The sequence below is a fragment of the Reyranella sp. CPCC 100927 genome (genome assembly GCF_007859315.1).
Classification (GTDB): domain Bacteria; phylum Pseudomonadota; class Alphaproteobacteria; order Reyranellales; family Reyranellaceae; genus Vineibacter.
In genome coordinates, this window is sequence record NZ_VOHA01000010.1 from 74889 (window position 1) to 97928 (window position 23040).

Consider the following 23040-nt stretch of genomic DNA (forward strand, 5'->3'; position numbering starts at 1 on the left):
AATTTAACCGTAGGGCAGTGCATCGTGCCGGTCAATAGTGCCCATGCGCTTGAGAAATCGGAAATGCGAGCGCACCAGCCGCGGCAGCGTCGTGCAATGGTAGCGCAGGCCGAAGTCGATCGCCGTCTGTCGGATGATACGACTGATGGCGATGTAGTGGACGTGGGAGACAGTGGGAAACAAGTGGTGTGCGACGTGACAGTTCGCGCCACCGGCGATGAACGATGCCAGACGACTCTGCGGGCTCCAGTCGACCGACGTCAGCAACGCGTGCTCAGCCCAGTCATGTCCCAGATAACCGTCGGCGTCGACATGTGGGAATTGCGCCTCTTCGGCAAAATGCGTGCCGATCAACAGCATGACGAACAGAACCGAAGCCGAGATGCTCATCACCATGGCGCCGATCACGACCTGCCACCACGCCACGTCGAGGACCATCATCGGGATGCCGACGACGATCGCGAGGTACGCCATCTTGCACGCGATGAACGTCACGTACTGATGACCGGGATGGCGAATATCGCTCATGTTCGCCAGGCGCTTCTTCGCCAGATAAACGAAGTCCTGGTAGAAAACCGTATGTAGCGCGACGAGCCAGAAAACGAATGGCGCGTAGAGGTGCTGGAAACGCTGATACCAGCGCCGCCGGTGGTTCGGGGACAACCGCAGGAATGGGTTCTCATCGATGTCCATGTCGCACCCGTTCACATTGGGAAATATGTGGTGCGACTTCACGTGGCGCAGGCGCCAGAGATAGGCGCTGGCGCCCAGCAGCGTGAATATGACTGTCTGTATGATCTGATTCAGCCATCGATGCCGGGTGAGCGCATCGTGAGCTGCGTCGTGGGCCACATTGATGGCCAACAACAGGACGGCGGCGCCTGCGACATTGGCCATCAGCAGCATCTGCCAGGGGCTGAACTGGTTCGACAGAATCGCACCGTAGGCGGCGACGGCAATCGCGGCATACAGCACCGCCTTGAACCATAGGCGCCCGTCGGCATATCGCGTGGTCCCGGATGCGGAGAGATACGCCGTCACGCGACGCCTGACCTCTCTCGCAAAGCCGGGATTCCTGCTGCCGCGAAACCTGATCTTCTGCCCGCTGGAAGGCGACTCGGCGAGAACACCTGTTCCAACGGCCGACGACTTATCGGTATCTGCGCGCAACATCGCGCGCTGAGATGGGTATGACGTCGAACGGCTTCAATCGACCGACAGATGGAAAGTTCCACCAATCGCCGCATATTTCATGCGTCACATACCGTGGAGTGATTGGCTATCCGTCACGATCCCGGCGGGTATAGCATACCCACCCATCGAAGCGCCCCAGAGGTATCCATGCGCGCCACCGCCGCCATCATTCCCACCATGCGCTATCGCGATGCACCCCGCGCGATCGACTGGTTGTGCGACGTCTTCGGATTCGAAAAGCACCTGGTGGTTCCCGGCGACGAGGATGGCACGATCGCGCACGCGCAACTCACGCGCGACAACAGCATGATCATGCTGGGGTCCATCTATGACTCGCCGTACGGGCGCCTCATGCGTCAACCGACCGAGGCCGGCGGCTCGACGCAAAGCATTTATGTCGTGGTCGCCGACATCGATGCGCACTACGCCCACGCCAAGCAGGCGGGCGCGGACATCGTCGCGGAACTGGCCGAACAGGATTACGGCGGCAAGCTCTACATGTGCCGCGACATCGAGGGCCATGTCTGGGGTTTCGGCAGCTACGATCCGTGGGCCGAGCCATCACCGTCGTCCTGAGTGCAGCGAAGGACCTTGCGGTCTTGGCATTCACTCTGTCGGCGCAGATGAGTCACCAGCGCCGACGTTCCTTGCACCACCCACCGCAAGGTCCTTCGCTGCGCTCAGGACGACAAGAGCAGTGAATCCATCGGCATAGTGAACTGCTCTACTTGCCCGTGAAGGTGGCTCGCCGCTTCTCGACGAATGCTGCAATGCCTTCCCGTGCATCGCGCCGCCCCATGGCGGTGGTGATGGTAACACCTTCAATCTCGCCCGCCTGTTCCAGCGGCATGTCGTAGCCCGAATAGATCAACCGCTTGGCTTGTCCCAGCGCCCACGACGGTCCATCCGCCAGCTGCTGTGCCAGCGCCGCTGTTGCGTGATCGACCTGATCGTCCTCGACAACCCGGTTCACCAGGCCCCACGCTTCCGCCTCACTCGCCGTCAGAGTCCGGTTGGTCAGTGTCAGATCCAGCATGCGGCGCAGGCCGATATGGCGCGCCAGGAAGTAGCTCGCCGTCCCATCGGGGGTAACGCCGGCGCGCGTGTACGCCAGTGTAAACTTGGTGCTTGCGCCGCAGACGACGAGGTCGAACGCGCCGACCAACGACAAGCCTGCACCGCCGGCAGCACCCCTGACGCCGGCCACGAACGGCTTCGGCACCCGGTTCATCTTGTAGAGGGCGCCGTGAAAGTCGATCAGCATGTCGGCAGCCAACTTGGGCAACCCATCACCGGCGGCATGGAACGCCTTGAGGTCGCCGCCCGCACAGAAGATCGGACCTTCGGCCGTCACCGCGACGGCCTTGACCGCGTCATCAAACTCGATGGCGACCATGACCGCGCGAAGATCGTGCGAAAAAGCCGGATTCACGGCGTTGGCCCCTTCCGGCCGGGCCAACCGGACATGCGCAACCCCGGCGCGCACTTCATACTTTATCGTCGTGAGATCCATGGCATCCCCCTTCCCTTGAGCCGTCGCTAGGCCGTCTCCTCGAACAGCTCTCGGCCGATCAGCCAGCGGCGGATTTCACTGGTGCCGGCGCCGATTTCGTAGAGCTTGGCGTCACGCAGGAAGCGACCGGTCGGATAGTCGTTGATGTAGCCGTTGCCGCCCAGGATCTGGATGGCATCCAACGCCAGCAGGGTTGCCTTCTCCGCGGCGTAGAGGATGGCGCCGGCGGCATCCTTGCGCGTCGTACGCCCGGCATCACAGGCTTTGTTGACCGCGTACACGTACGCCTTGCAGGCATTCATGATCGTGTACATGTCGGCCAGCTTGCCCTGGATGAGCTGGAAGGTCCCGATCGGCTGCCCGAACTGCTTGCGCTCGTGCACATAGGGCACCACGACATCCATGCACGCCTGCATGATGCCCAGCGGACCGGCCGCGAGCACCGCGCGCTCATAGTCGAGGCCGCTCATGAGAACGTTGACGCCCTTGCCGATCGAGCCCAGCACATTCTCCGCCGGCACCTCGCAATCCTCGAACACCAGTTCGCCGGTCGAGGAGCCGCGCATGCCGAGCTTGTCGAGCTTCTGGGCGACCTTGAATCCCTTCCAGCCGGTCTCGATAATGAACGCGGTGATGCCGCGTGGACCGGCGGTGGGATCGGTTTTGGCATAGGCCACGACGACCTGGGCGTCGGGGCTGTTGGTGATCCACATCTTGGTGCCGTTGAGCACGTAACGGTCACCCTTCTTGTCGGCGCGCAGCTTCATGGAGACAACGTCAGAGCCGGCGCCAGTCTCGCTCATGGCAAGACTGCCGACATGTTCACCCGAGATCAGCTTGGGCAGGTAGCGAGTCTTGAGTTCATGGCTGGCGTTGCGACGGATCTGATTGACGCAGAGATTGGAATGCGCGCCATAGCTCAGACCGACCGCGGCGGATGCCCGGCTCAGTTCTTCCAGGGCAATGGCCTGCTCGACATAACCGAGCCCGGCGCCGCCATACTCCTCCTCGACGGTGATGCCGAGCAGGCCCAGTTCGCCCATGCGCGGCCACAGCTCGCGCGGGAACCGGTCGGTCTTGTCGATCTCGGCGGCGATCGGTGCCACTTCATCGGCGGCAAAGCGCGCGACCTGATCGCGGACGGCATCCGCTGTTTCGCCGAGGCCGAAGTCGAATGGCGGCAAAGCGTTGGGAATCATGTCATTGGCTCCTGCAGGCGCAAAGTCGTCTGGCAATGCATACGCGAGGCGGCGTGCGAACGGACCTGTCCCTCCCCTGGTCCGGCACGATAGCCGGCGCCCGACCGATTGCGAAGGCTGCGGTGCGAGCACCGCCGTCCAATTCAGCCACGACGGGCGTCGTCAGGTTGGCCGTCCAACCGCATCAGCGTCTGCAGCGAGGTCAAACACAGCGTCTCCCGCCCGTCCCGGACGGCAAAGACATCTGCCTGAACCACTGTCAGCGTGCGGCCGGGCTTGACGACATGAGCCCGCGCCGCCAGTTGCTCGCCCTGGCCGGGACGCAGAATATTCAGCTTGTACTCGACCGTCAGCACGGTGGAGTCGGCCGGCATCAGGCTATAGGCCGCATAGCCCGCCGCGCTGTCAGCCAGCGACGCCATCACGCCGCCATGGAAATAGCCGTGCTGCTGCGTCAGTTCCGGTCGATGCGCCGCGACGACCTCGCACCGGCCCGGCTCCACCTGAGTCAGGCGAGCGCCCAGGTGATCCATGAACGCTTGGCGCGCAAAGCTGGCGCGCACGCGATCAGCATAACCCGGATCGCTAATACCACTGGTCATGCGTCCCGCTCCCGCCGTGGTGCCTCGACGGGCAGAACCATAGACATGGGATGATCATGACGGAAATTGATTGATTTGATCGATCTGATAGATATCGTCTATCCGTGAACCTGACGTTCCTGAACTACTTCCTGGCCGTTGCGGAGGCAGGCCATTTCACGCGCGCCGCCGAGCGCCTCAACGTCACGCAGCCGACCTTGTCGGCCGGCATTGCGCGGCTGGAAGACTCACTGGGCGCACGACTTTTCAACCGGCAACGCGCCGTCATGCTGACCGAAGCCGGCCGGCGTCTGTTGCCCCAGGCCCGAGCCATCACCGAGGCCTGGGCTGGCGCCCGCGCCGACCTGCGGCAGATGCCGACGTCGCGCCGGCCGGTACGGCTGGGCGTGTTGCCGACCCTACCCGATCGCGTCGTGCTGGCACTCACGACACGCCTGGCGGGACGAATGATCGAGCTGGTGGAAGCCCATGGCGAGGCATTGCGGACACGCCTGCAGCGCAACCAGCTCGATGCCGCCTTGACGGTCCTGCCGTCGACTGCACCGGGACAGCGTGGACGGGCATTGCATCGCGAAGCCTACGTCGTGGCCGTGCCACCCCATCACCCGCTGGCCGGTCGCAGCCGGATCACGATCACCGATCTGGCCGCCACGCCTTTCGTGTTGCGGCTGCATTGCGAAGCCCACCCCGAGGCGCAACGGCTGTTCGCAGCACACAATGCGCGGCCACCCGTCACCGCTCGCACCGCCTCGGACAGCCGCGCGCTTGCGCTTGTCGGCGCTGGAACCGGCGCATGCCTGATGCCCGAAAGCCTGATCGACGCGAGCGTCGGCGCCGTTGCCATAGCGGAGTTGCGGCTGGAGCGTCGACTTGGGTTGATACTGAGGGGTGGCCTTGACGCCGATGTCGTCGACGCCCTGCATGATGCGACGCGCGCCCTGCCGTGGATGCCGCCGCGCCCCGCCGCCATGACGGCACACTAGGTCATCCGTGTATCAGCCTCACCGAGCCTCTTCGACGGCCAGGATGTGATACAGCGCCTCGCTCTGCAGCCGGGGACGCGGCGTGCCCGATACAGGATCAGGCACCATGGTCGCGCGCCGATCATCGTCGTGCACGACCAGCAGGCGACGATCCGGCAGAATCGCCAGGGCCTCGGGCTTATGGCTGAACATCAGCGGCCTGCCGCGCGCATCACGTACCAGAACAGGTGGCGCGCCGCGCTCGAATGCAGCTCGATCGAGACTCCAGAGGTAACCAGCCACCGAATCCACGGCATCATCATCCCGCTCGAAGCTGGTCAGCAGCCACAGGCGATCGTGCGCGGGATCATAAGCCAGGTCGGACAAGCCAACCGGCGCCTTCGGCAAACCGCGCAGGCTTGCCGGATCGATACGCCACACGATGCGCGGCGCCTCCCGCAGAACCGGCCGACCGTTTTCCAGATGCCACGGCAGTGACAAGACCGTCAGGGTGTAACGCACATCGCGGTAGTTGGGCCCAGTTTCGCGCACGCCGATCAACAGGTGATCCGGCAAGGCGGCGAGTCCCTCGATCTTGAAGTGACCCGGTCCGTCCGGGTCCGACGGCGACGCGAGCGCCGCGCGCAATTGCTGACGCAAGGCCAGCGACGCCTGCGGCCTCGGCGATGCTGCGCCCAGCACGCGCGCCGCCTGCGGCCGCTCTGCCGGCCAGGTCAACAGGACGTTGAACTGATCCTGTGCGGTGGCCGCGGCATCGTGGCGATCGAAGGCGGTGGTTGCGAACACGTGCCGGCCATCGGGCGTCGTCGTGATGGCTTCGAACTTCTCGGCCGATACCGGCGGCAGGCCCGGCAGGAACCGCGCCTCGACGCGCGGCGCAAACCCGGACAGTGGCAGAGCCAAAATCGAGTCGCTGGCCTTGGCGCTCACGGCCCGATCATTGACCAGCAGCAACCGCCCACCGGCGATCGTCGCCCCCGACAGTTCGCAGCGGGCGGTCGGTGGCGGACAGGCGATGATCCCCTCGGCGACGATCCGGGCGACCGGCCCCGCGACCGGCCCTTCGGCGCAGGCCGCAAGCAGGCCGACAAGAACGAGCACGCCCCTGTGCATCCAACCGCCGCGACGTCCGCCCATCAGCGCGCCCCTCCCCGCTCCATGTGTTCCGACCGCCGATCCTAGAGCAGGATAACGGCGGCCAGCCCGAGAAAGGCCAGAAAACCGACGACGTCGGTGACCGTGGTGAGGAAGACGGTCGAGGACACGGCGGGGTCGATCTTGAGCCACTGCAGGCCCAACGGAATCAGCGTCCCCGCCAGCGCTGCCGCCAACAGGTTGATCACCATTGCCGCCGCGATCGTGAGCGCGATGCGTGGATCGTGGAACCACAGCCAGGTCACGGCGCCGACGATCAGCGCAAACATGAACCCATTGGCGCCGCCGACGATGATCTCCTTGATGACGAAGCGCAGCGCGTTGGCGGCGGTCAGCTCGCCCATGGCCAGCGCCCGCACCGCCACGGTGACAGTCTGGGTACCGGCATTGCCGCCCATGGACGCCACGATCGGCATCAGCACCGCCAGGGCCACGACCTTCTGCAATTCGTCCTCGAACCGGCCGATGACCGAGGATGCCAGGAACGCGGTGCCGAGATTGACGAACAGCCACCAGAAACGCGAACGGGTCGTGCGGGCAGCGGGCTCGTGGATATCGATGCCGCTGACACCACCCATATGGGCAAGGTCCGCCTCGGCCTCCTCGTCGATGACGTCGACGACGTCGTCGACCATGATCACGCCCAGCAGGCGACGGTCGTCGTCGACCACGGGACAGGACACCAGGTTCTGGTCTCGAAAGACGTGGGCGACCTCTTCCTGGTGCGCCGTCACCGGGATGCTGGGAATATCCGGGTCCATGATGTCGACCACCGGCACCGGCCGCTTGGTGCGCAGCATGCGGCCCAGCGCCACGCTGCCGCGCAGCCGGCGCTCGCCGTCAACCACGAACAGATCGTACACGTCGTCCGGCAGGTCCGTGGCGTCGCGGCAGTAGTCGATGACCTCGCCCACCGTCCAGGTATCGGGCACCGACACCAGGTCGCGCTGCATGAGGCGGCCGGCGCTGTCCTCCGGATAGGCCAGGGTCTGCTCGATGACGGCGCGGTCGGCAGCGGGCAGCTCGGACAGCACCTCGCGGCGTTCGACTTCGGGCAGGTCGTCGATGATCTCGGCCGCGTCGTCGGTGTTAAGCTCCTGGGCAGCAGCGGCGATGTCCTTGGGTTCGAGGTTTTCCAGGACCTCGTCGCGCACCTCGGCGTCGAGCTCGATCAGCGTCTCGGGGTCGAGGTCGTCCTTGAGGATGCCGACCAGTTGCGCCCGCGGTTCAGCTGCCACCTGCTCCAACAGCCAGGCGACGCCGATGGGACTGAGGGCCGATACGGCGCGGCGGATATCATCGACCCGGCCATGATCGAGATGCTCGAGGATGTCAGCAACCAGCTCGGGCGTCACCTCATCCAGGGTGGCCGGAGCGTCAGCGGTGTCGCGCGCGGCGTCGGTCATGGTCCGTCCCGATCCGGTTTTGCCGTCCGCGATCGGTCGGCAACGTGGTATCCAGCTGTTGCGAGGATGTCCGCGCGCGATGCGGCAGACCTCTTTTCCATGAGCCGACCCGGTGGTTGGGGTCAAGCAAAATGACATCGCGCGCAGTGCCGACTGTCACAGTACCTTTGCATGATGGTCGATGACGCCGCGTGAGACTATTTTCTCCGCATGCGCCGGCTATCGCTTGCCCTGCTTGTCATCATGCTGTCGTCCACGGTAGCGCTGGGCTGCGGCGACGTACGGGTCTGGACGAACGCCTACTGGCGGGAGGCCGCGACCGACCGCAACCGCCAGGCCGCGCTGGTCGAATTGTCCAGCCTGTGCGGCAGCAAGACCGATGCCGATGGAGACCAGCGCCTGCTGGCCGTGATCCGCGATGCCGAGCAGCGCCAGTATGACCGCGCCCTGCTCCGCCGGGTTCTCGAGGCACATCGCTGCCTACCGACGGTGCCCCGCACCGCCGACAAGGCCCAGCTGATTTCCGCGATAGGCGCGCGCTGCTCCTGATCTACGGCCCGCGCCGCGTCTGGTCCTGGGCGTCCACCGCGGCCACCGCGGCCATGTTGACGATGCCGCGGGCCGTCACCGACGGCGTCAGGATATGGGCCGGCCGTGTCGTGCCCAGCAGCATCGGGCCGACATGCAGCCCGTCGGCGGCGACTTTCAGCAGGTTGAACGCGATATTGGCGGCATCCAGCGACGGACAGACCAGCACGTTGGCGATACCCTTCAGCCGCGACCGCGGAAAGACTGCATGCCGGATGTCCTCGTCCAGTGCCGCATCGCCCTGCATCTCACCCTCGACCTCGAGATCGGGTGCCCGCTCCTGTAATAGGCTCAGGGCCGCGCGCATTTTGACGGCTGACGGGCTGTCCGAGCTGCCGAAGTTGGAATGCGACAGCAGTGCCACCTTGGGCTCGATGCCGAAGCGGCGAACTTCGTCGGCCGCCAGCATCGTGGTGTCGGCGATCTCCTCCGGGTCGGGGTCGTCATTGACGAAGGTGTCGCAGATGAACAGCGAGCGGGCCGGCATCACCAGCAGGCTGACGGCGGCCATGCGCTCGACACCGGGCCGCAGGCCGATGACATCGCGGACATGATTGAAGTGCGTGCGAAAGCGGCCGAAGGCGCCAGCGATCAGGGCGTCGGCATCGCCGCGGCGCACGGCCAGGGCGCCGATCAGGGTCGGGCTGGAACGCACGAGATTGCGCGCCGTCGGCTCGGTAACGCCCCGCCGCTCCATCAACTGGTGATACAGGCCCCAGTAGGCGTCGAACCGCGGATCGCTCGACGGGTCGACCAGATCGACATCGACGCCGGGACGAAAGCGAAGCCCAAGTCGCGCCATGCGGCGGCGGATGATGTCGGGACGCCCGATCAGGATCGGCTGGCAAAGCTTCTCGTCGAGCAGCACCTGAGTGGCGCGTAGCACGCGGTCATCCTCGCCGGCGCTGAAGATCACGCGCTTGGTTTCGCGCCGCGCCTGATCGAACACCGGCCGCATGATCAGGCCGGAGCGGAAGACGAACTGGCCCAGCCGGTCGCGATAGGCCGCAAAGTCCGCGATCGGACGCGTCGCCACGCCGCTATCCATCGCCGCCTGGGCAACAGCCGGCGCCAGTTCGACGATCAGGCGCGGATCGAAGGGCCGCGGGATGATCTGCTCGGCGCCGAAATCGTCGGCGTGCTGGCCGAAAGCCTTGGCCACGACCTCCGACGTCTCCTGGTGCGCCAGGCGGGCCAGTGCGCGCACGCAGGCGATCTTCATCTCGTCATTGACGGTGGTTGCGCCGACGTCGAGCGCGCCGCGAAAGATGAAGGGAAAGCACAGGACGTTGTTGACCTGGTTGGGATAGTCGCTGCGGCCGGTGGCCACGATGGCGTCATCCCGCACCGCCTTCACGTCTTCCGGCAGGATTTCCGGTGTCGGGTTGGCCAGCGCCAGGATCAGCGGCTTGGGCGCCATGCGCGCCACCATCTCCCGGCGCAGCACGCCGCCGGCCGACAGGCCCAGGAAAATGTCGGCCCCGTCAATGATCTCGCCCAGGGTGCGCTGGGCGGTGTCGCGCGCGTAGCGCTCCTTCCAGGGGTCCATCAGGACGGTACGCCCCTTGAAGACCACGCCTTCGATATCGCTGACCCAGATGTTCTCCAGCGCGAGGCCGAGCTTCACCAGAACGTCCAGGCACGACAGGGCGGCAGCACCGGCGCCCGAGCAGACGAGCTTGACCTGGCCGATCTCCTTGCCGACCAGCTGCAGGGCATTCAGCACGGCGGCGCCGACGATGATCGCCGTCCCGTGCTGGTCGTCATGAAAGACCGGAATCTTCATCCGCTCGCGCAACGCGCGTTCAACGGCGAAGCATTCCGGCGCCTTGATGTCTTCCAGGTTGATGCCGCCGAAGGTGGGCTCCAGGGCCGCCACGATCTCGATCAGCTTGTCGGGATCGTTCTGGGCGATCTCGATGTCGAAGACATCGATGCCGGCGAACTTCTTGAAGAGGACGCCCTTGCCTTCCATGACCGGCTTGGCGGCCAGCGGGCCGATCGCGCCCAACCCCAGCACCGCGGTACCGTTGGTGACAACGGCCACCAGGTTGGCGCGCGACGTCATCTCGGCCGCCGCAGCGGGATCGGCAACGATGGCGTTGCAGGCGGCCGCCACGCCCGGCGAGTAGGCCAGAGACAGGTCGCGCTGGGTGGCGAGCGGCTTGGTGGGGACGACCTCGATCTTGCCTGGCCTCGGCAGGCGATGGTACCGCAGGGCACTGTCGGCAAGATCTTCCGTCATCGTCGTTTCCCCCTTGCCGGCGGGAACGAAAGGGCCGCCCGATGGGCGGCCCCGTTCGTCACTGTCCCTGCGCCGGCGTTGACCGGATTGGTGCGGCCGAGAAGACTCGAACTTCCACGGTGTTACCCGCTAGCACCTCAAGCTAGTGCGTCTACCAATTCCGCCACGGCCGCATTCCGATCGGCCGGCTTGGGCGGCTCTTGGAGCGAATCCAACGAGCCGGCGCGGGAAATAGCAAATCGACCCGGCAAGGGCAAGGCTGGGCACGACCTCCTGGCAATACCGTGGACGCACGGCGAACATCGGCCCATATTGGCACCATGGTGCTATCGACCGAGCCGGAATGGCGGACCGAGGACCGTTCGGTGCCCTATCCCGAGGCGCTAGCGGCCATGGATGCACGCGTCGCGGCCATCCGGGCCGGTACCGCGCCCGAGCTGGTCTGGCTGCTGGAGCATCCGCCGCTCTATACAGCCGGCACCAGCGCCAAGCGTGCTGATCTCCTCACGCCGGAGAGATTTCCGGTCTACGCAACCGGGCGCGGCGGTCAGTACACCTACCATGGCCCTGGACAGCGCGTGGCCTACGCGATGCTGGACCTCCGCCGCCGACGGATCGGCGTGCACCGCTACGTGCGGCACCTCGAGGAGTGGATCATCCGCTCCCTGGCCGAGCTCAATGTCAGGGGCGAGCGGCGCGAGGGGCGCATCGGTGTCTGGGTCGCGCGACCGGACAAACCGCCGCGACGGGCGCCGGACGGCACGATCTATCCGGCGGAAGACAAGATCGCGGCCCTGGGCGTGCGGGTGCGCCACTGGGTGGCGTTCCATGGCATCTCGATCAACGTCGATCCCGATCTGTCGCACTTCGAGGGCATTGTGCCGTGCGGCATTGCCGAGCACGGCGTGACATCGCTGGCCGACCTCGGCCTGACGGCCAGCCTGGACGATGTCGACGCAGCCTTGCGCGCGACGTTCGACTCGGTGTTCGCAGCGGAACCGGTCGAGGCCGCGCTGGTGCCGGCCTGAGCACAGCCGGCTATCGCTGTACCGGACCCTGAGGCATCTGCTGTTGCGGCGCTTGCTGCCATTGTCCTGGCGGCATCTGCGGCTGTGACCATTGTCCTGGGGATGGCATCTGCCCCATGGGCATTTGGGGCGGCATGGTGTAGCCGCCCGGTGCCGCAGGTGCCATGCCCGCCGGCGCTGCCATCTGGCGGGCACCGCGCCGCTTGCGGCCAAGCCACCACAGGCCGACCGCGATACCGATGCCGGCAACCAGCACCAGGATGCCCACGACCGGGCGGTAGTAGAGCCAGGCCAGCGCAATGGTGATGGCCGACAGCACGGCGGTCATCGCCAGTCCGATCGCACCGGTGCCCAGGCCGATGATGTCGCCGAGGAACGGGATCACATCGCCCAGCACGCTCAAGGGCCGGAAGAACAGAACGAAGCCGATGAACATGACCAGGGCGCCCACGCCACGCAGGATCCAGGTCAGCACCGTGTTGGCCTGCTGGGCTGCCTGGAACATCTGTGCTGCCGGCACCAGCCCCTTTTCCACCATCAGCAACCGGTCGCCTGCCGCCGTCTGGTAAGGGCCGAAACCATTGCCGGCCTGCCGGGCCACAACGCTGATCTGCGACGCTTTCACCACGTCGTAGGAAATCCGCAGATCGCCGATCTGCGGGCTGTCCGGGTCGCGTCCGACATAGATCCGACCATCGACGACGCGCGTCGGTCCCCCGACCGTCTGGCGCGCCCGCGCCTCCGCTGAAGCGTCGACCGGCAGGGGTTCGGTGCCGCCCAGATGTCCCAAAACGTCGGGCGATGCCTCGAATGCCCCCAACGTCGCTTTCGCCACCGTGACACTGCGGCCGCTATAGCGCGGTTGCGGATTGTGATGATTGCCGGGCTGCTTGAAGCGCGCGGAATCATGGACGCGCTCGCTCCATTCGCGGACGTAGCTATACGTCGTCACCGTCTCTTCGCCGCCGCCGATCTTCTTGCGGGTCTCGCTCTTGCTCTCTTCCTTCCACTGATACATCTCGACGCGGCGGATCAGGCGCACGGCCTGGGTGGTAACACCGAAGTCGCTATCGGACACCGAGCCGCCCAGGGTCAGCGGCCCGGCAACATGCACCAGCTTGTCCTGGTTGGCCGGATCGACGCGCTCCGCCGCCACGGGCCGCACCAGGCCGGCGCCCTCCGTCAGCGATCGCGCCGTGGTCACGGCCCGCCCCTCGTTCCAGAACAGCAGGCCGACGGCGCCCGGGATCATCAGCAGCCCGATCAGAACGCCGACGATCGCCCCTTTCAGCCGCTCGAACCACGAGGTCTGGCTGGTCTCGGTAAAGCTGTCGCCGCTGTAACTGCCCGGATCAAATCCTGACGACTGGTCGTCGGCCATCGTCGAATCCCCCATCCCATGCGGGCGTCATGATTCCACCCCACACGGTTCTACATTGTCCCCTGCTATTGTCCACAATAAAGTGACCACTCGCATACTATACTAAGAAGTGCGGCCAAACGTCACCGAAGATGCTTGCGAACAACAACCGTGTTCACGCACGCCAGAGTTTCTAGGGTACTGGAATCGAGTTCAGTTACCTCCGGCTTCCCCAAGTCAGACGGGTCAATTGGTCTAGCCAGATCGAACAGCGTGCGATTTCCAAACCGCTCGCGAATGTCTGCAGGCAGTCCACGCAAATAAGCGCCGGCAAACCACTGCAACGCCCAGATCGGGTGTCCATGGGCTGGCGTATAGCAGGCAATGATCTCGCCATTGGTATCGAACAAGCTGGACAGGCCTGATCGCGTCATGTTGAAGAAGTGATTGGGGTAGCCATGCACCGGCTGAAGGAAGGGAACGTCGGCAACGATGCTTCCGCCCGGTTTAAGGACGCGCATCAATTCCCGAGCACAGGTGAAGGGATCCCTCACGTGCTCCAGGACCGCCAGTGACAACACAGCATCAAAACTCTCACTGGCAAACGGAAGAGCCTCCCCCACTGCCAGGACGTCCGTGGACAAGTAGTCAACGACCTCGACATTGACTACGTTCTCAATACGCTCCGCTCTCGCCCCTGCCCCGCAGTCGAGAACCCAGCCATTCCTTCGAACAGTATTGTCGATCAGCTCCCGTGCCAGGGGAGTGTACGGATTGTTCGATATATTCGCCGTTTCAACGATGCTCGATCGCAGCCGCAACTCCGGCGCAATGAGATTGAGAGCCTGGCTTGCCTGAGGAAATTCCGCTCCACACGAGCAACAACTCACTAGATCGGCTGCGGCGCGCATCTCTCTCGAAGAGCACAACGGACACTGCAAGTTGATCAAGCACCAAGCCCTGGCCTTATCTCGCAGTTTTACTTCTTGTGATGCAGCATCGCGTACGGTTGGTGCGAAGCTGATCCGCTTTCGTATCACCTCGTCGCCAAATCGAAGGGTGATCTCGCCACCGGCCGCCGCGCCACAATCGCTGATGTCTCCGTGCGCAATTACGCGCCGTACATAGGCAAATCCTGGCAAAGCAGCCGCAAGTTCGGACGATTCCTCCACCTCATGCGCCACGGAGCAGCCGTTGATGCTCACGTTGATCGGGATATCGGGCGATCCTCCCGCTACCCACCCTGCAATCTTAAAAACCGGCTGTTCTACTTGTGATTCAGGAAGGTCCAGAAACAACGGCATGCAGCATATCTCCAATACAGACCGCAACCGCCCCGTGTAATGCCTTTTGCTATGCCTCGCGGCCGCACGTTACATAGACTGCCGTTGCGTCCCGGACAGAAGCTTGGCTCGCCGTCGAGCTACCACGGTAAACATCGGAGGCCTCTCGCTCATTCGTTCCGGGGTGTGATGTGTTACAACCGCATCTGTAAACCCGCACAACGCCAACATGTGCACCACCACCGAAGGTGACAGTGCCCACCAATGAACGTGACCGTTCGGTGGCGGCGTTGGATTGAAAGCCACAGCAGTCGGCATTCCCGCGGCCACAGATGCCGAATGAACGTCGGTTACGACTATTGTCTCGGATGTGATCTCAGCAATCTGCTGCAATGCGCGGAACGGATTCGAGAGGTGTAACAGGATGGCACCGAAAACGGCGATATCGAACCGTCCGATATCCGCTGGAGGATTGTATATGTCACCATACACTGCGGTCGCTCGAAATCCGAGCGCACGTTTGGTAAACCACCAACTGTTGCGAAGGCGTGTTACTGAGCGAATGCCGCTCGCGGTGACCTGATCCATGTCGGCATCAGGGTGAGGTACAAGTTCGGGGCCGGCACCGAACGGCAAGTCGAAAACAACCAGGTCTGCCGCCCGGCGCGCCATGTACGCCGAAAGCCAGCCGCTGGCAGGACCGAGTTCAACGACTCTGCGACCCTCAAAAACCTGATGACCAAGATACTCATCCTCGTGCCCGCGCAAATCCCAATCACCTTGATAGATTCCATCACGTGTCTCTATCGTGTGGTAGAAATCGCAAGCCTCTGGCGTAAGGCCATGATGGTGATTTTCAAGTGCTGCCTGGAAGGCAGCACTACATTGCCCCATACAGGCCGCAAGCTGGCCTGGATGTTTCTGATAATAATCTACCAAGTTAATCATATACGCTGATCCTATTGCTCTGCCACCGCAGCGCTGATGCTGGGTCGATCCAAGAACAATTCAGATTGATGCAATAAGCGTCACCACTGCCTTACAGCTTCATGTCGGGCGGACAAGTCCGTTTGCCGGCGGGCAACTCATGGATGCATGGTTTAAATTTCCGCATCCGTGCACTTCCGGCTCTTCGCTTTCGACGTCCCTGTCATCCTGCTGGACGACAGACTGGCGCCTCGCCAGTGCCTTGTGTGCCCGCGACAAGTCTTCAGCTGCCATCAACTGCACCAACCCTTCGAAAGACATTTCGGATGCCCAGCCGAGCTGAGTGCGCGCGACGTCAGCGCTGCCCAGCAGTAGATCAACCTCTGCCGGTCGATAGTATTCGCGATCTATGACAATTACCTTTCTACCAGACGCTTGATCCACTCCAACTTCATCTCTGCCTTTGCCGATCCACTCGATCTTCATGTGCATGGCCGCCGCCGCCTTCTCGGCAAACGATCGAACCGGGTGCGTTTCCCCTGTCGACAGGATGCAGTCAACCGGCTTGTCCTGTTGCAGCATGAGCCACATGCCCTTCACGTAATCCTTGGCGTATCCCCAATCGCGGCGTGCATCCAGGTTACCCAACCGCAGAGGCCTCTCCTCAAGGCCGATCTTGATGCGAGCCAGATTGTAGGTGATTTTGCGCGTGACAAACTCTACGCCACGCAAAGGGGATTCGTGATTGAAGGCGATGCCTGAGACAGCGAAAAGATTGTAAGATTCACGATAATTGACGGTCATCCAGTGAGCATACAGTTTCGCCACCCCATAGGGGCTGCGCGGATAAAACATCGTTCGTTCAGTCTGTGGCGTCTCTTGAACCTTACCGAACATCTCGGACGTAGACGCCTGATAGAATTTAGTCGCCGGCGAGCTTTGGCGGATCGCGTCCAGGATACGCGCCACTCCCAACCCATCGACGTCGCCCGTGTAGATCGGCTGATCGAATGACGTACTGACGAAGCTTTGAGCTGCGAGATTATAGAATTCGTCTGGTTTAATCGTGGAAACTGCCCATTGAACGTTGCTGGCGTCGGCCAAATCAAACGCCACGCATTTCACGGAGTCACGGATCCGCAGTTCATCGAGACGCCAAAAATTCGGCGTCGATGTCCTGCGGCACCCTCCATAAACAGTGTACCCTTTTTCCAGGAGAAATTTTGCAAGATACGCGCCATCTTGGCCCGTAACACCCGAAACAAAGGCCGTTTTCATCAAAATACCCCCCAATAGACAACTCCCGTCTACTCCACTGCTCGGGTAATTAGCCGGCCCTACGACGCAGAACGACCACATCCTGATGACCGAGGGCAAATGTCGGCAGCCATGCCAGAAGCTCAAAGGCTTGCTGCCAGTGATCCACGATGTAGCGGATATCGTGAAAAGCAGCACCATAGTACTCGGGCAGAGTCATCTCGGCCTGGGTCCGGCCCCGAACATGGCAGAAACCCTTCAGATACATTGTGGCATCAAAGCTTCCGCCTTCGTTGTGTCGGCCCTGTGACTGCAGAGCGTGCCGGTATTCGCGAATCACTTTCGCGCCGTGCACAGACGTCACGAAAACACCGTCGCTTCGCAGCACGCGCGAGAGTTCGCCAAGCCACTTGAATTGAATGTCCTCAGGCAAGTGTGTGAATACACTGTGCGCGACAATCAGATCTACGCTGCCAGTAGCGAGTGACGTGGGTGGCATCGCCTCAAGCGGCAGACTGGTCACACGTGGGTATGACGCCGCAAGCCACGCAATTGCCTGGGCATCGACATCCAGCCCGATCAAACGCTGCGTGGGCAGAAGATTTGCTTCAAGATGCCGAAGCGCGCGCCCACAGCCACAACCAAAGTCGAGGATCGTTCCAAAATCGCTCAAACGGCGGCCTGCAACAGCAAGTGCTTGGCGCCATTCCTCGACGGTTCTCGCTCCCGACTCGTCGAACCATTTGGCATCACTGGTTCCCGCGACACGCTCACGCAGCGCGGACGGCGGAAGCGGCCCAAGCGAAAGTGTCGCAATGCCTACGTCAGCATCCCTCATCATCGAACTCTCGCGCGCAACCGGAACTCTTGCCCGTCGTTAGAACGACGGCACCAGAATACGCCTGACCAGCCTGAGTGAGCACTGGCCGCCCAGCTCCTTTATCCAGACGCAATTCAAACGCCGCAAAGAACGGCGCGCCACATAGGCAGATATTCTCGGCGCATGCAGTTCATCGACAATAGTGGCCGGATTTACCCCTCAGCTATCTCCAGTAGAATTTCTGTGGCGTGCACACACAATGAATTTCCCGCAGGTTCAGTTCACAGTGAACCAATTCATTGAACGTTATTGTAGTCGAAGGGCATAGCTTTCGCGTGAGAGTGCGGGTCGCTTCATCGCGAGAATGACGGATCAATCGGATTGGTAACGAGGAGCGTCCTTGGTGACTTCCGAATCTCAGCATGGCACGCCAGCGGTAAGTTCGTCGCCCCGTCCGCATGCGCGTTTCGGAGCAAGAAACTCCTTCATCCGGTTCATGTCATTCGGCACTCGCAGCACTTCGGTAGGACACCAGACGTCTGTTGTCCGCCGATCCGGACTTTTCGCTGCCAGATGGTATGCCGATCTATATCTGAAGTCGCATCGGTATTACAAAAAGCCATTGCATCATTATTTGACCATAGGTGCCTACGAAGGACTGCGACCAAACCCAATATTCGATAGCTTCTTCTATCTCGCACGCTATCCGGACGTGCGAACAAGCGGGACAAACCCCCTGTATCACTACGTGCAATGGGGAGCGATCGAGAGACGAAATCCGAGCACACTTTTCGAGACCGAGTATTATCTCACACAGAATCCAGCCATCGATCGCTCAGGTGCGCAAACCGAGCTTACCCACTATCTGCTCTCGGGCATTGGAAACCGTAGTAACCCCCACCTTCTTTTCGGCACGCATTGGTATCTGGTTAACAATCCAGACGTCGCCGCATCTGGCATCAATCCACTGTGGCATTTCATGGCATACGGCGCCGCCGAAGGACGCAATCCACATCCACTGTTCAACACCAGCTGGTATGTTCAACAGTACCGCCACGAACTTGCCGACGACAAAAATCCATTGGAGCATTTCCTGCAAAGTGGTGCCGAGAGCGGATGCAAGCCGCATCCGCTCTTCGAGACCGCATGGTATCTAGCGACATACCCGGATGTGGCTGCCAACGGCATGAATCCGTTGTGCCACTTTGTAGCCCACGGCGCTGCCGAAGGGCGTAGCCCGCATCCGCTGTTCAACACGCGCTGGTATGTCCAACAGTACGGACGTGACGTCGAACCCGGCGCAAATCCGTTGGAGCACTTCATGCGCCGCGGTGCTGCCAGCGGATGCAACCCAAGCCCATCTTTCGATACGGCTTGGTATCTGCGGGAATACCCGGAGGTTGCCGCGGCCAATCTCAATCCATTGGTCCATTACGTTCTTCGGGGTAGTGCTGAAGGCCGTCGCACCAGCCCACCACCCATCAGTAGCAGGCGTTCACCAGCGCCACACGAGAAACGCTCCCGCGGATCAGCACCCGGAGCCAACTTCATCGGCCCTGTCGCTTGCGTCAACGGCCTCGGAACGAGTGCTCGCGGTTATCTGAAGGCCATGAAGTGCGCCAACATTACCGTCAATGTCGTGCCGTGGACTATCGGCTTCGAACGCGTTGATAAGATTGACACCTTGACGTTTGACCAGTGCGAGCCCTTGCCGATCAATCTTGTTCACTTGAATCTCGACCTGATTACGCAATCCCATTTGATTGACATGTCGGTCCTGCCGCAACTCGTCACGGCCGATAGATATAATATCGCAATCGTCTACTGGGAACTCGCTGCCATCGCACCTGAGTGGTTTGAGACCATCACACAGTTCGACGAGATCTGGTGCGCCAGCTCTTTCATGGCCCGCACCTTCGAGGCCATTTCAGCCAAGCCGGTTCGGGTCGTTCGACCGGCAATCGCTTTCTCGTCCGACCCACCGCAACGAGCTCGGCATCACTTCGGGTTACCGGAAGACAAGTATATTTTCGCCTACATGTTTGACGTTGGCAGCGTTGTCGGGCGCAAGAATCCTCTCGCTTTCGTCAAGGCCTACATCGAGGAATTTCATGCACAAGAAGGGGCCGTGTGCTTCGTCAAAATTGGCTATGCGCCCGCCGGTTTGCCCGCGATAGAGGCTATAAGATCACTTGCCGAGAGACGACCGGATATTATCCTCGTAGAGCGCATATTCGCTTCCGATGAGATCGCCGATCTATTCAATCACATCGATTGCTATGTATCACCGCACCGTTCCGAAGGACTAGGCTTGACGATTATCGAAGCAATGGCCGCCGCAAAGCCAGTCATTGCCGTGCGGTACGGCGGGGTTACCGATTTTGTGACTCCGGACACGAGCTTCATCGTCGACCATAAACTGATCGAGGTCGGCGAAGGTAATGCTCCCTATCGGCCACGCTACATCTGGGCTGACCCAATTCAGTCCTCGCTGCGGCAGTGCATGCGCGCTGCTTTTGAGGACCGGCGAGCTGCGCAGGTGAAGGGTATGCAAGGTCGCGCAATTATTGACCGCCTGTTCTCGCCCACGCGAACTGGCGAAGCGCTTGCGGCCGAACTCGGGCGCGTGTCCGCCAACATCAGGGAATAGGCATCAAAATTGTAAGGGCGATTATCTGCCGCTAGCGGAAAACAATAGCCAACCGTCGCGGACCCTTACTAAACGATCTAGCTTTTGGGGGCGAGCGTGATTGCATTGAATTCAAGACATAATTTAGTCAATACTTCAGTTTCAATCCTTATGCCTGTTTACAATACGCCACCAGATGTATTGGAGGCCGCGATACGTTCAGTTTTGTGTCAAACGTACGCCGACTGGGAGCTCTGCATATGCGACGACGCATCAACATCTCCGCAAACCCATCGCAGCCTTGAGAAATTCAAAGGCTTCGACCACCGCATCAAAATACTTAAGGCATCTGTAAACCTCGGCATCGCCGAGGCAACCAACACCGCCGCAGAACTTGCAACTGGCGACTTCGTCGCCTTCCTTGATCACGACGACACGATCGATCCTGATGCCATTGCACAGATTGTCATGGCGATTCACGCCAATCCTGACGCTGATGTGCTCTATACCGACGAAGACAAGATCGAGCCGAACGGCTCGTACTCAGAGCCATATATGAAGCCGGACTGGTCACCTGAGCATCTGATGTCCGTGATGTACCTGCTGCACATGTTTGTGCTACGCAAATCGCTGTTTCTCGATCTTGGCGGTGTGCGAAGCGCCTATTCGGGTGCACAGGACTACGATCTGGCTCTGCGCGCTACAACTCGGGCACGCCGTGTAGTTCATATTCCACGTGTTCTCTATCATTGGCGGAAGATCGAAGGGTCGGCAGCAGCGGCACTCGAAGCCAAGCCGCAGGCTCTCGTCAAAGCAGGCGCGGCACTTGCTGATTTCGTCAAACCATACGACGCGACAGTCGAGGGTGGTTTGTTTGCGGGCAGCTTTCGCGTGCGCTGGCCAATCAACAATGAGCGGCCCGTTACGCTGCTGATTCTCACCAACAGCCGCTTCCGCGACATCGAGGGACGCGGGCGGATTCTGCTCGTTGAGAACTTCATTCACAGCATCTTGGCCAAGACAACCTATCCGAGCATTCGGATCCTCGTTGTTGACGATGGAAAGATGCCGTCGGACGTTCGCAGCGACCTGATTGCGCGCGGCGTCGTCGTGCGGCAGTACCCTCTCGAGGGGACCTTCAACTTTCCTCATAAGCTGAACTATTCACTGACACTGGTGGAAACCGAGGACGTCATCATTCTCAATGACGATCTGGAAGTTATCTCGCCGGATTGGGTTGAAGCATTGCTTGAACAGTCACGCCGGCCAGAGATCGGCGCTGCCGGCGCTCGCCTCCTCTTTGCGAGTGGTTCCGTTCAGCACGCCGGCGTTGTTCTTGGCGTCCAGGGCGCCGCAAGTCACATTTTTCACCACTGGCCGGGTGATCACATTGCCTACTGCGGATTTTCGCACATAGTGCGAAATTATTCTGCCGTAACCGCTGCAGTGCTCGCCACCCGCTTAGGGGTAATCCGTGAGGTCGGCGGTTTCGATGAAGGCTTTGCCATTGACTACAATGATATCGACTTTTGCTTGAAGGTGCGCAAGGCCGGCTATCGGGTCGTTTACACACCTTTTGCCGAGCTCTATCACTTCGAGGCGTCCAGCTTGACTCGCAACGCCCCCAATGAGGCCGACGCGCAATCATTCAGGGCCCGTTGGGCCAGCGAAATTGACGCCGACCCTCACTACAGTCCGCATCTGCCACGAGACCGGAATGATTGCGCGCTCGACATATGGTAAGCCTTCAAAAGGTACTGAAGGCTAACCCGTGCGCGCCGATGTCGTCATGTGGTCGGTCTACGTGTGAAGCTATCACAAGCCGGCACGGCCTCCGGATCAGTATCAATTACCTGAACACGCGCCAACGACGGTCCATGCCAACAATCGGCGACCATGCGGTCGACGGCGCTGCGCGCGCCGATGAACAATGCCTCGACCGAGCCATCCGTGCGGTTGCGCACCCAGCCACGCAACGTCAGCCCAACGGCCCGCCGCTGCGTCCAGTCGCGATACCCTACGCCTTGCACGCGACCACGAATGCGCACCCGGACGGCAACGATGTCACTGTCTGTCATTGCCGCGCCTCCTAGCCCGACAGCGCCTGCCAGCCGTTCTGCACCGTCAGCACGATACCGGAAGCCGCCAACAGCATCAGCACGATGCGGCGAAACTGCTCGGGGGATACCCGCCCGTAGGCCCGGGTGCCAAGCCAGGCGCCGCCGATGAGGCAAGGCAGCAGGAGTGCGAACCGCTGCAGCGTCGTTGCGGTGATGTAACCGGCGACGGCGAGGCCAATGAGCGCCACGACGTGGCAAAAGCTATTGAAGGCCAAGAACAGGCCGCGCTGGCGGTCCTTGCCCCAGCCGCGCACCACCGCCCACATGGCCGGTGCCACACCGCTGAGACCCACCAGACCACCCAGGACGCCGCTGATCCAGCCGATCGCCGTTTCAATGGCGAAACCACCCCCTTGAAGAGGCCGCAACCGCGGACCGATCACAAGCTGAAAGAACGCGAAGGCCATGAGCAGCAAACCGACGCCCAGCCGGAACCAGCCGAGGTCGATATGGGCGATCAGCACCGTGCCCATCGGCAGACCGACAATGGCGCCCAGGATGAATGGCGTCAGCAGCTTGACGTCGAGGTGACGCAGGACGCTCGGCATCGCCGTGGCCTGCGATACCAGCGACCCGAAGATCACCAGCGCCGACACCTCAGCCAGCGGAAAACGCCAGATCCAGAACGACAGCGAGACCAGCCCAAAGGCAAAGCCTGACAGGCCGGACACGAAGGCCGCGACGAGGGCCCCGACCACCAGAAAGATCAGGTCGATCGATGCCATGACGAC

20 protein-coding genes and 1 tRNA gene are annotated in these 23040 nt (G+C 61.8%); 6 read left to right on the forward strand and 15 right to left on the reverse strand.

Annotated elements, in window-relative coordinates:
* Positions 1–3: 3 nt before the first annotated feature.
* Positions 4–1173, reverse strand: a complete 1170-nt coding sequence (locus FQU96_RS24510; protein WP_146543988.1) for an acyl-CoA desaturase — start codon at positions 1171–1173, stop codon at positions 4–6.
* Between the two features lie 168 nt (positions 1174–1341).
* Between FQU96_RS24510 and FQU96_RS24515 the strand changes: the two genes are divergently transcribed.
* Positions 1342–1770, forward strand: a complete 429-nt coding sequence (locus FQU96_RS24515; RefSeq protein WP_146543989.1) for a VOC family protein — start codon at positions 1342–1344, stop codon at positions 1768–1770.
* A gap of 148 nt (positions 1771–1918) precedes the next feature.
* Here the strand turns inward: FQU96_RS24515 and FQU96_RS24520 are convergent, their stop codons facing one another.
* The 3 genes from FQU96_RS24520 to FQU96_RS24530 form a co-directional block, all read right to left on the reverse strand.
* Positions 1919–2707 carry an enoyl-CoA hydratase/isomerase family protein gene (locus FQU96_RS24520; RefSeq protein WP_146543990.1) on the reverse strand — a complete coding sequence of 263 codons (789 nt, stop codon included), beginning with the start codon at positions 2705–2707 and terminating at the stop codon, positions 1919–1921.
* A 26-nt stretch (positions 2708–2733) separates the two neighbouring features.
* The gene (locus FQU96_RS24525) at positions 2734–3906 is read right to left on the reverse strand and encodes an isovaleryl-CoA dehydrogenase (protein ID WP_146543991.1); all 1173 of its coding nucleotides are present in this window, start codon (positions 3904–3906) and stop codon (positions 2734–2736) included.
* Positions 3907–4049: 143 nt separating this feature from the next.
* Positions 4050–4508 (reverse strand): PaaI family thioesterase, encoded by a 459-nt coding sequence (locus FQU96_RS24530; protein ID WP_146543992.1) that lies wholly within the window; start codon positions 4506–4508, stop codon positions 4050–4052.
* Between the two features lie 104 nt (positions 4509–4612).
* Between FQU96_RS24530 and FQU96_RS24535 the strand changes: the two genes are divergently transcribed.
* Positions 4613–5491 carry a LysR family transcriptional regulator gene (locus FQU96_RS24535; protein ID WP_146543993.1) on the forward strand — a complete coding sequence of 293 codons (879 nt, stop codon included), beginning with the start codon at positions 4613–4615 and terminating at the stop codon, positions 5489–5491.
* An 18-nt stretch (positions 5492–5509) separates the two neighbouring features.
* Here FQU96_RS24535 and FQU96_RS24540 read toward each other — a convergent pair whose 3' ends face one another.
* Both FQU96_RS24540 and mgtE read right to left on the reverse strand, forming a co-directional pair.
* Complete coding sequence (locus FQU96_RS24540; protein WP_146543994.1) at positions 5510–6628, reverse strand: esterase-like activity of phytase family protein; 1119 nt, start codon at positions 6626–6628, stop codon at positions 5510–5512.
* Positions 6629–6669: 41 nt separating this feature from the next.
* Positions 6670–8052 carry a magnesium transporter gene (mgtE, locus tag FQU96_RS24545; RefSeq protein WP_146543995.1) on the reverse strand — a complete coding sequence of 461 codons (1383 nt, stop codon included), beginning with the start codon at positions 8050–8052 and terminating at the stop codon, positions 6670–6672.
* Between the two features lie 210 nt (positions 8053–8262).
* On the opposite strand from mgtE, the gene FQU96_RS24550 reads away from it, so the two are divergent.
* Positions 8263–8601, forward strand: coding sequence for a hypothetical protein (locus FQU96_RS24550; RefSeq protein WP_146543996.1), 339 nt, complete (start codon positions 8263–8265; stop codon positions 8599–8601).
* Position 8602: 1 nt separating this feature from the next.
* Here FQU96_RS24550 and FQU96_RS24555 read toward each other — a convergent pair whose 3' ends face one another.
* Positions 8603–10885 carry an NADP-dependent malic enzyme gene (locus FQU96_RS24555; RefSeq protein WP_146543997.1) on the reverse strand — a complete coding sequence of 761 codons (2283 nt, stop codon included), beginning with the start codon at positions 10883–10885 and terminating at the stop codon, positions 8603–8605.
* 88 nt (positions 10886–10973) lie between these two features.
* Positions 10974–11058: transfer RNA gene (locus FQU96_RS24560), tRNA-Leu, on the reverse strand.
* Between the two features lie 147 nt (positions 11059–11205).
* Between FQU96_RS24560 and lipB the strand changes: the two genes are divergently transcribed.
* Positions 11206–11913, forward strand: a complete 708-nt coding sequence (gene lipB / locus FQU96_RS24565; RefSeq protein ID WP_146544146.1) for a lipoyl(octanoyl) transferase LipB — start codon at positions 11206–11208, stop codon at positions 11911–11913.
* A gap of 10 nt (positions 11914–11923) precedes the next feature.
* On the opposite strand, the gene FQU96_RS24570 is transcribed toward lipB, so the two are convergent.
* The 5 genes from FQU96_RS24570 to FQU96_RS24590 all read right to left on the reverse strand — a co-directional run bounded on the left by FQU96_RS24570 (position 11924) and on the right by FQU96_RS24590 (position 17581).
* The gene (locus FQU96_RS24570; RefSeq protein ID WP_146543998.1) at positions 11924–13294 is read right to left on the reverse strand and encodes a TMEM43 family protein; all 1371 of its coding nucleotides are present in this window, start codon (positions 13292–13294) and stop codon (positions 11924–11926) included.
* Positions 13295–13416: 122 nt separating this feature from the next.
* The gene (locus tag FQU96_RS24575) at positions 13417–14577 is read right to left on the reverse strand and encodes a class I SAM-dependent methyltransferase (protein ID WP_146543999.1); all 1161 of its coding nucleotides are present in this window, start codon (positions 14575–14577) and stop codon (positions 13417–13419) included.
* 69 nt (positions 14578–14646) lie between these two features.
* Complete coding sequence (locus FQU96_RS24580; RefSeq protein WP_146544000.1) at positions 14647–15504, reverse strand: bifunctional 2-polyprenyl-6-hydroxyphenol methylase/3-demethylubiquinol 3-O-methyltransferase UbiG; 858 nt, start codon at positions 15502–15504, stop codon at positions 14647–14649.
* Between the two features lie 99 nt (positions 15505–15603).
* On the reverse strand, positions 15604–16761 hold the full coding sequence (gene gmd / locus FQU96_RS24585; protein ID WP_146544001.1) for a GDP-mannose 4,6-dehydratase: 1158 nt from the start codon (positions 16759–16761) through the stop codon (positions 15604–15606).
* 49 nt (positions 16762–16810) lie between these two features.
* Entirely contained in the window at positions 16811–17581 is a 771-nt protein-coding gene (locus tag FQU96_RS24590) for a class I SAM-dependent methyltransferase (RefSeq protein WP_146544002.1), read from the reverse strand.
* A gap of 382 nt (positions 17582–17963) precedes the next feature.
* On the opposite strand from FQU96_RS24590, the gene FQU96_RS24595 reads away from it, so the two are divergent.
* Positions 17964–20210 carry a glycosyltransferase family 4 protein gene (locus FQU96_RS24595; RefSeq protein ID WP_146544003.1) on the forward strand — a complete coding sequence of 749 codons (2247 nt, stop codon included), beginning with the start codon at positions 17964–17966 and terminating at the stop codon, positions 20208–20210.
* 96 nt (positions 20211–20306) lie between these two features.
* Positions 20307–21932, forward strand: coding sequence for a glycosyltransferase (locus tag FQU96_RS24600; RefSeq protein WP_146544004.1), 1626 nt, complete (start codon positions 20307–20309; stop codon positions 21930–21932).
* Between the two features lie 44 nt (positions 21933–21976).
* Here the strand turns inward: FQU96_RS24600 and FQU96_RS24605 are convergent, their stop codons facing one another.
* Positions 21977–22267 (reverse strand): acylphosphatase, encoded by a 291-nt coding sequence (locus FQU96_RS24605; protein WP_146544005.1) that lies wholly within the window; start codon positions 22265–22267, stop codon positions 21977–21979.
* 11 nt (positions 22268–22278) lie between these two features.
* The gene (locus FQU96_RS24610) at positions 22279–23034 is read right to left on the reverse strand and encodes a sulfite exporter TauE/SafE family protein (protein ID WP_146544006.1); all 756 of its coding nucleotides are present in this window, start codon (positions 23032–23034) and stop codon (positions 22279–22281) included.
* Positions 23035–23040 lie beyond the last annotated feature (6 nt).

Bases quoted from the DNA above. Each gene is read 5' to 3' on its own strand.
- FQU96_RS24510 (WP_146543988.1), bottom strand. From the start codon at position 1,173: ATGTTGCGCGCAGATACCGATAAGTCGTCGGCCGTTGGAACAGGTGTT.
- FQU96_RS24515 (WP_146543989.1), top strand. From the start codon at position 1,342: ATGCGCGCCACCGCCGCCATCATTCCCACCATGCGCTATCGCGATGCA.
- FQU96_RS24520 (WP_146543990.1), bottom strand. From the start codon at position 2,707: ATGGATCTCACGACGATAAAGTATGAAGTGCGCGCCGGGGTTGCGCAT.
- FQU96_RS24525 (WP_146543991.1), bottom strand. From the start codon at position 3,906: ATGATTCCCAACGCTTTGCCGCCATTCGACTTCGGCCTCGGCGAAACA.
- FQU96_RS24530 (WP_146543992.1), bottom strand. From the start codon at position 4,508: ATGACCAGTGGTATTAGCGATCCGGGTTATGCTGATCGCGTGCGCGCC.
- FQU96_RS24540 (WP_146543994.1), bottom strand. From the start codon at position 6,628: ATGGGCGGACGTCGCGGCGGTTGGATGCACAGGGGCGTGCTCGTTCTT.
- mgtE (WP_146543995.1), bottom strand. From the start codon at position 8,052: ATGACCGACGCCGCGCGCGACACCGCTGACGCTCCGGCCACCCTGGAT.
- FQU96_RS24550 (WP_146543996.1), top strand. From the start codon at position 8,263: ATGCGCCGGCTATCGCTTGCCCTGCTTGTCATCATGCTGTCGTCCACG.
- FQU96_RS24555 (WP_146543997.1), bottom strand. From the start codon at position 10,885: ATGACGGAAGATCTTGCCGACAGTGCCCTGCGGTACCATCGCCTGCCG.
- lipB (WP_146544146.1), top strand. From the start codon at position 11,206: ATGGTGCTATCGACCGAGCCGGAATGGCGGACCGAGGACCGTTCGGTG.
- FQU96_RS24570 (WP_146543998.1), bottom strand. From the start codon at position 13,294: ATGGCCGACGACCAGTCGTCAGGATTTGATCCGGGCAGTTACAGCGGC.
- FQU96_RS24575 (WP_146543999.1), bottom strand. From the start codon at position 14,577: ATGCCGTTGTTTCTGGACCTTCCTGAATCACAAGTAGAACAGCCGGTT.
- FQU96_RS24580 (WP_146544000.1), bottom strand. From the start codon at position 15,504: ATGATTAACTTGGTAGATTATTATCAGAAACATCCAGGCCAGCTTGCG.
- gmd (WP_146544001.1), bottom strand. From the start codon at position 16,761: ATGAAAACGGCCTTTGTTTCGGGTGTTACGGGCCAAGATGGCGCGTAT.
- FQU96_RS24590 (WP_146544002.1), bottom strand. From the start codon at position 17,581: ATGATGAGGGATGCTGACGTAGGCATTGCGACACTTTCGCTTGGGCCG.
- FQU96_RS24605 (WP_146544005.1), bottom strand. From the start codon at position 22,267: ATGACAGACAGTGACATCGTTGCCGTCCGGGTGCGCATTCGTGGTCGC.
- FQU96_RS24610 (WP_146544006.1), bottom strand. From the start codon at position 23,034: ATGGCATCGATCGACCTGATCTTTCTGGTGGTCGGGGCCCTCGTCGCG.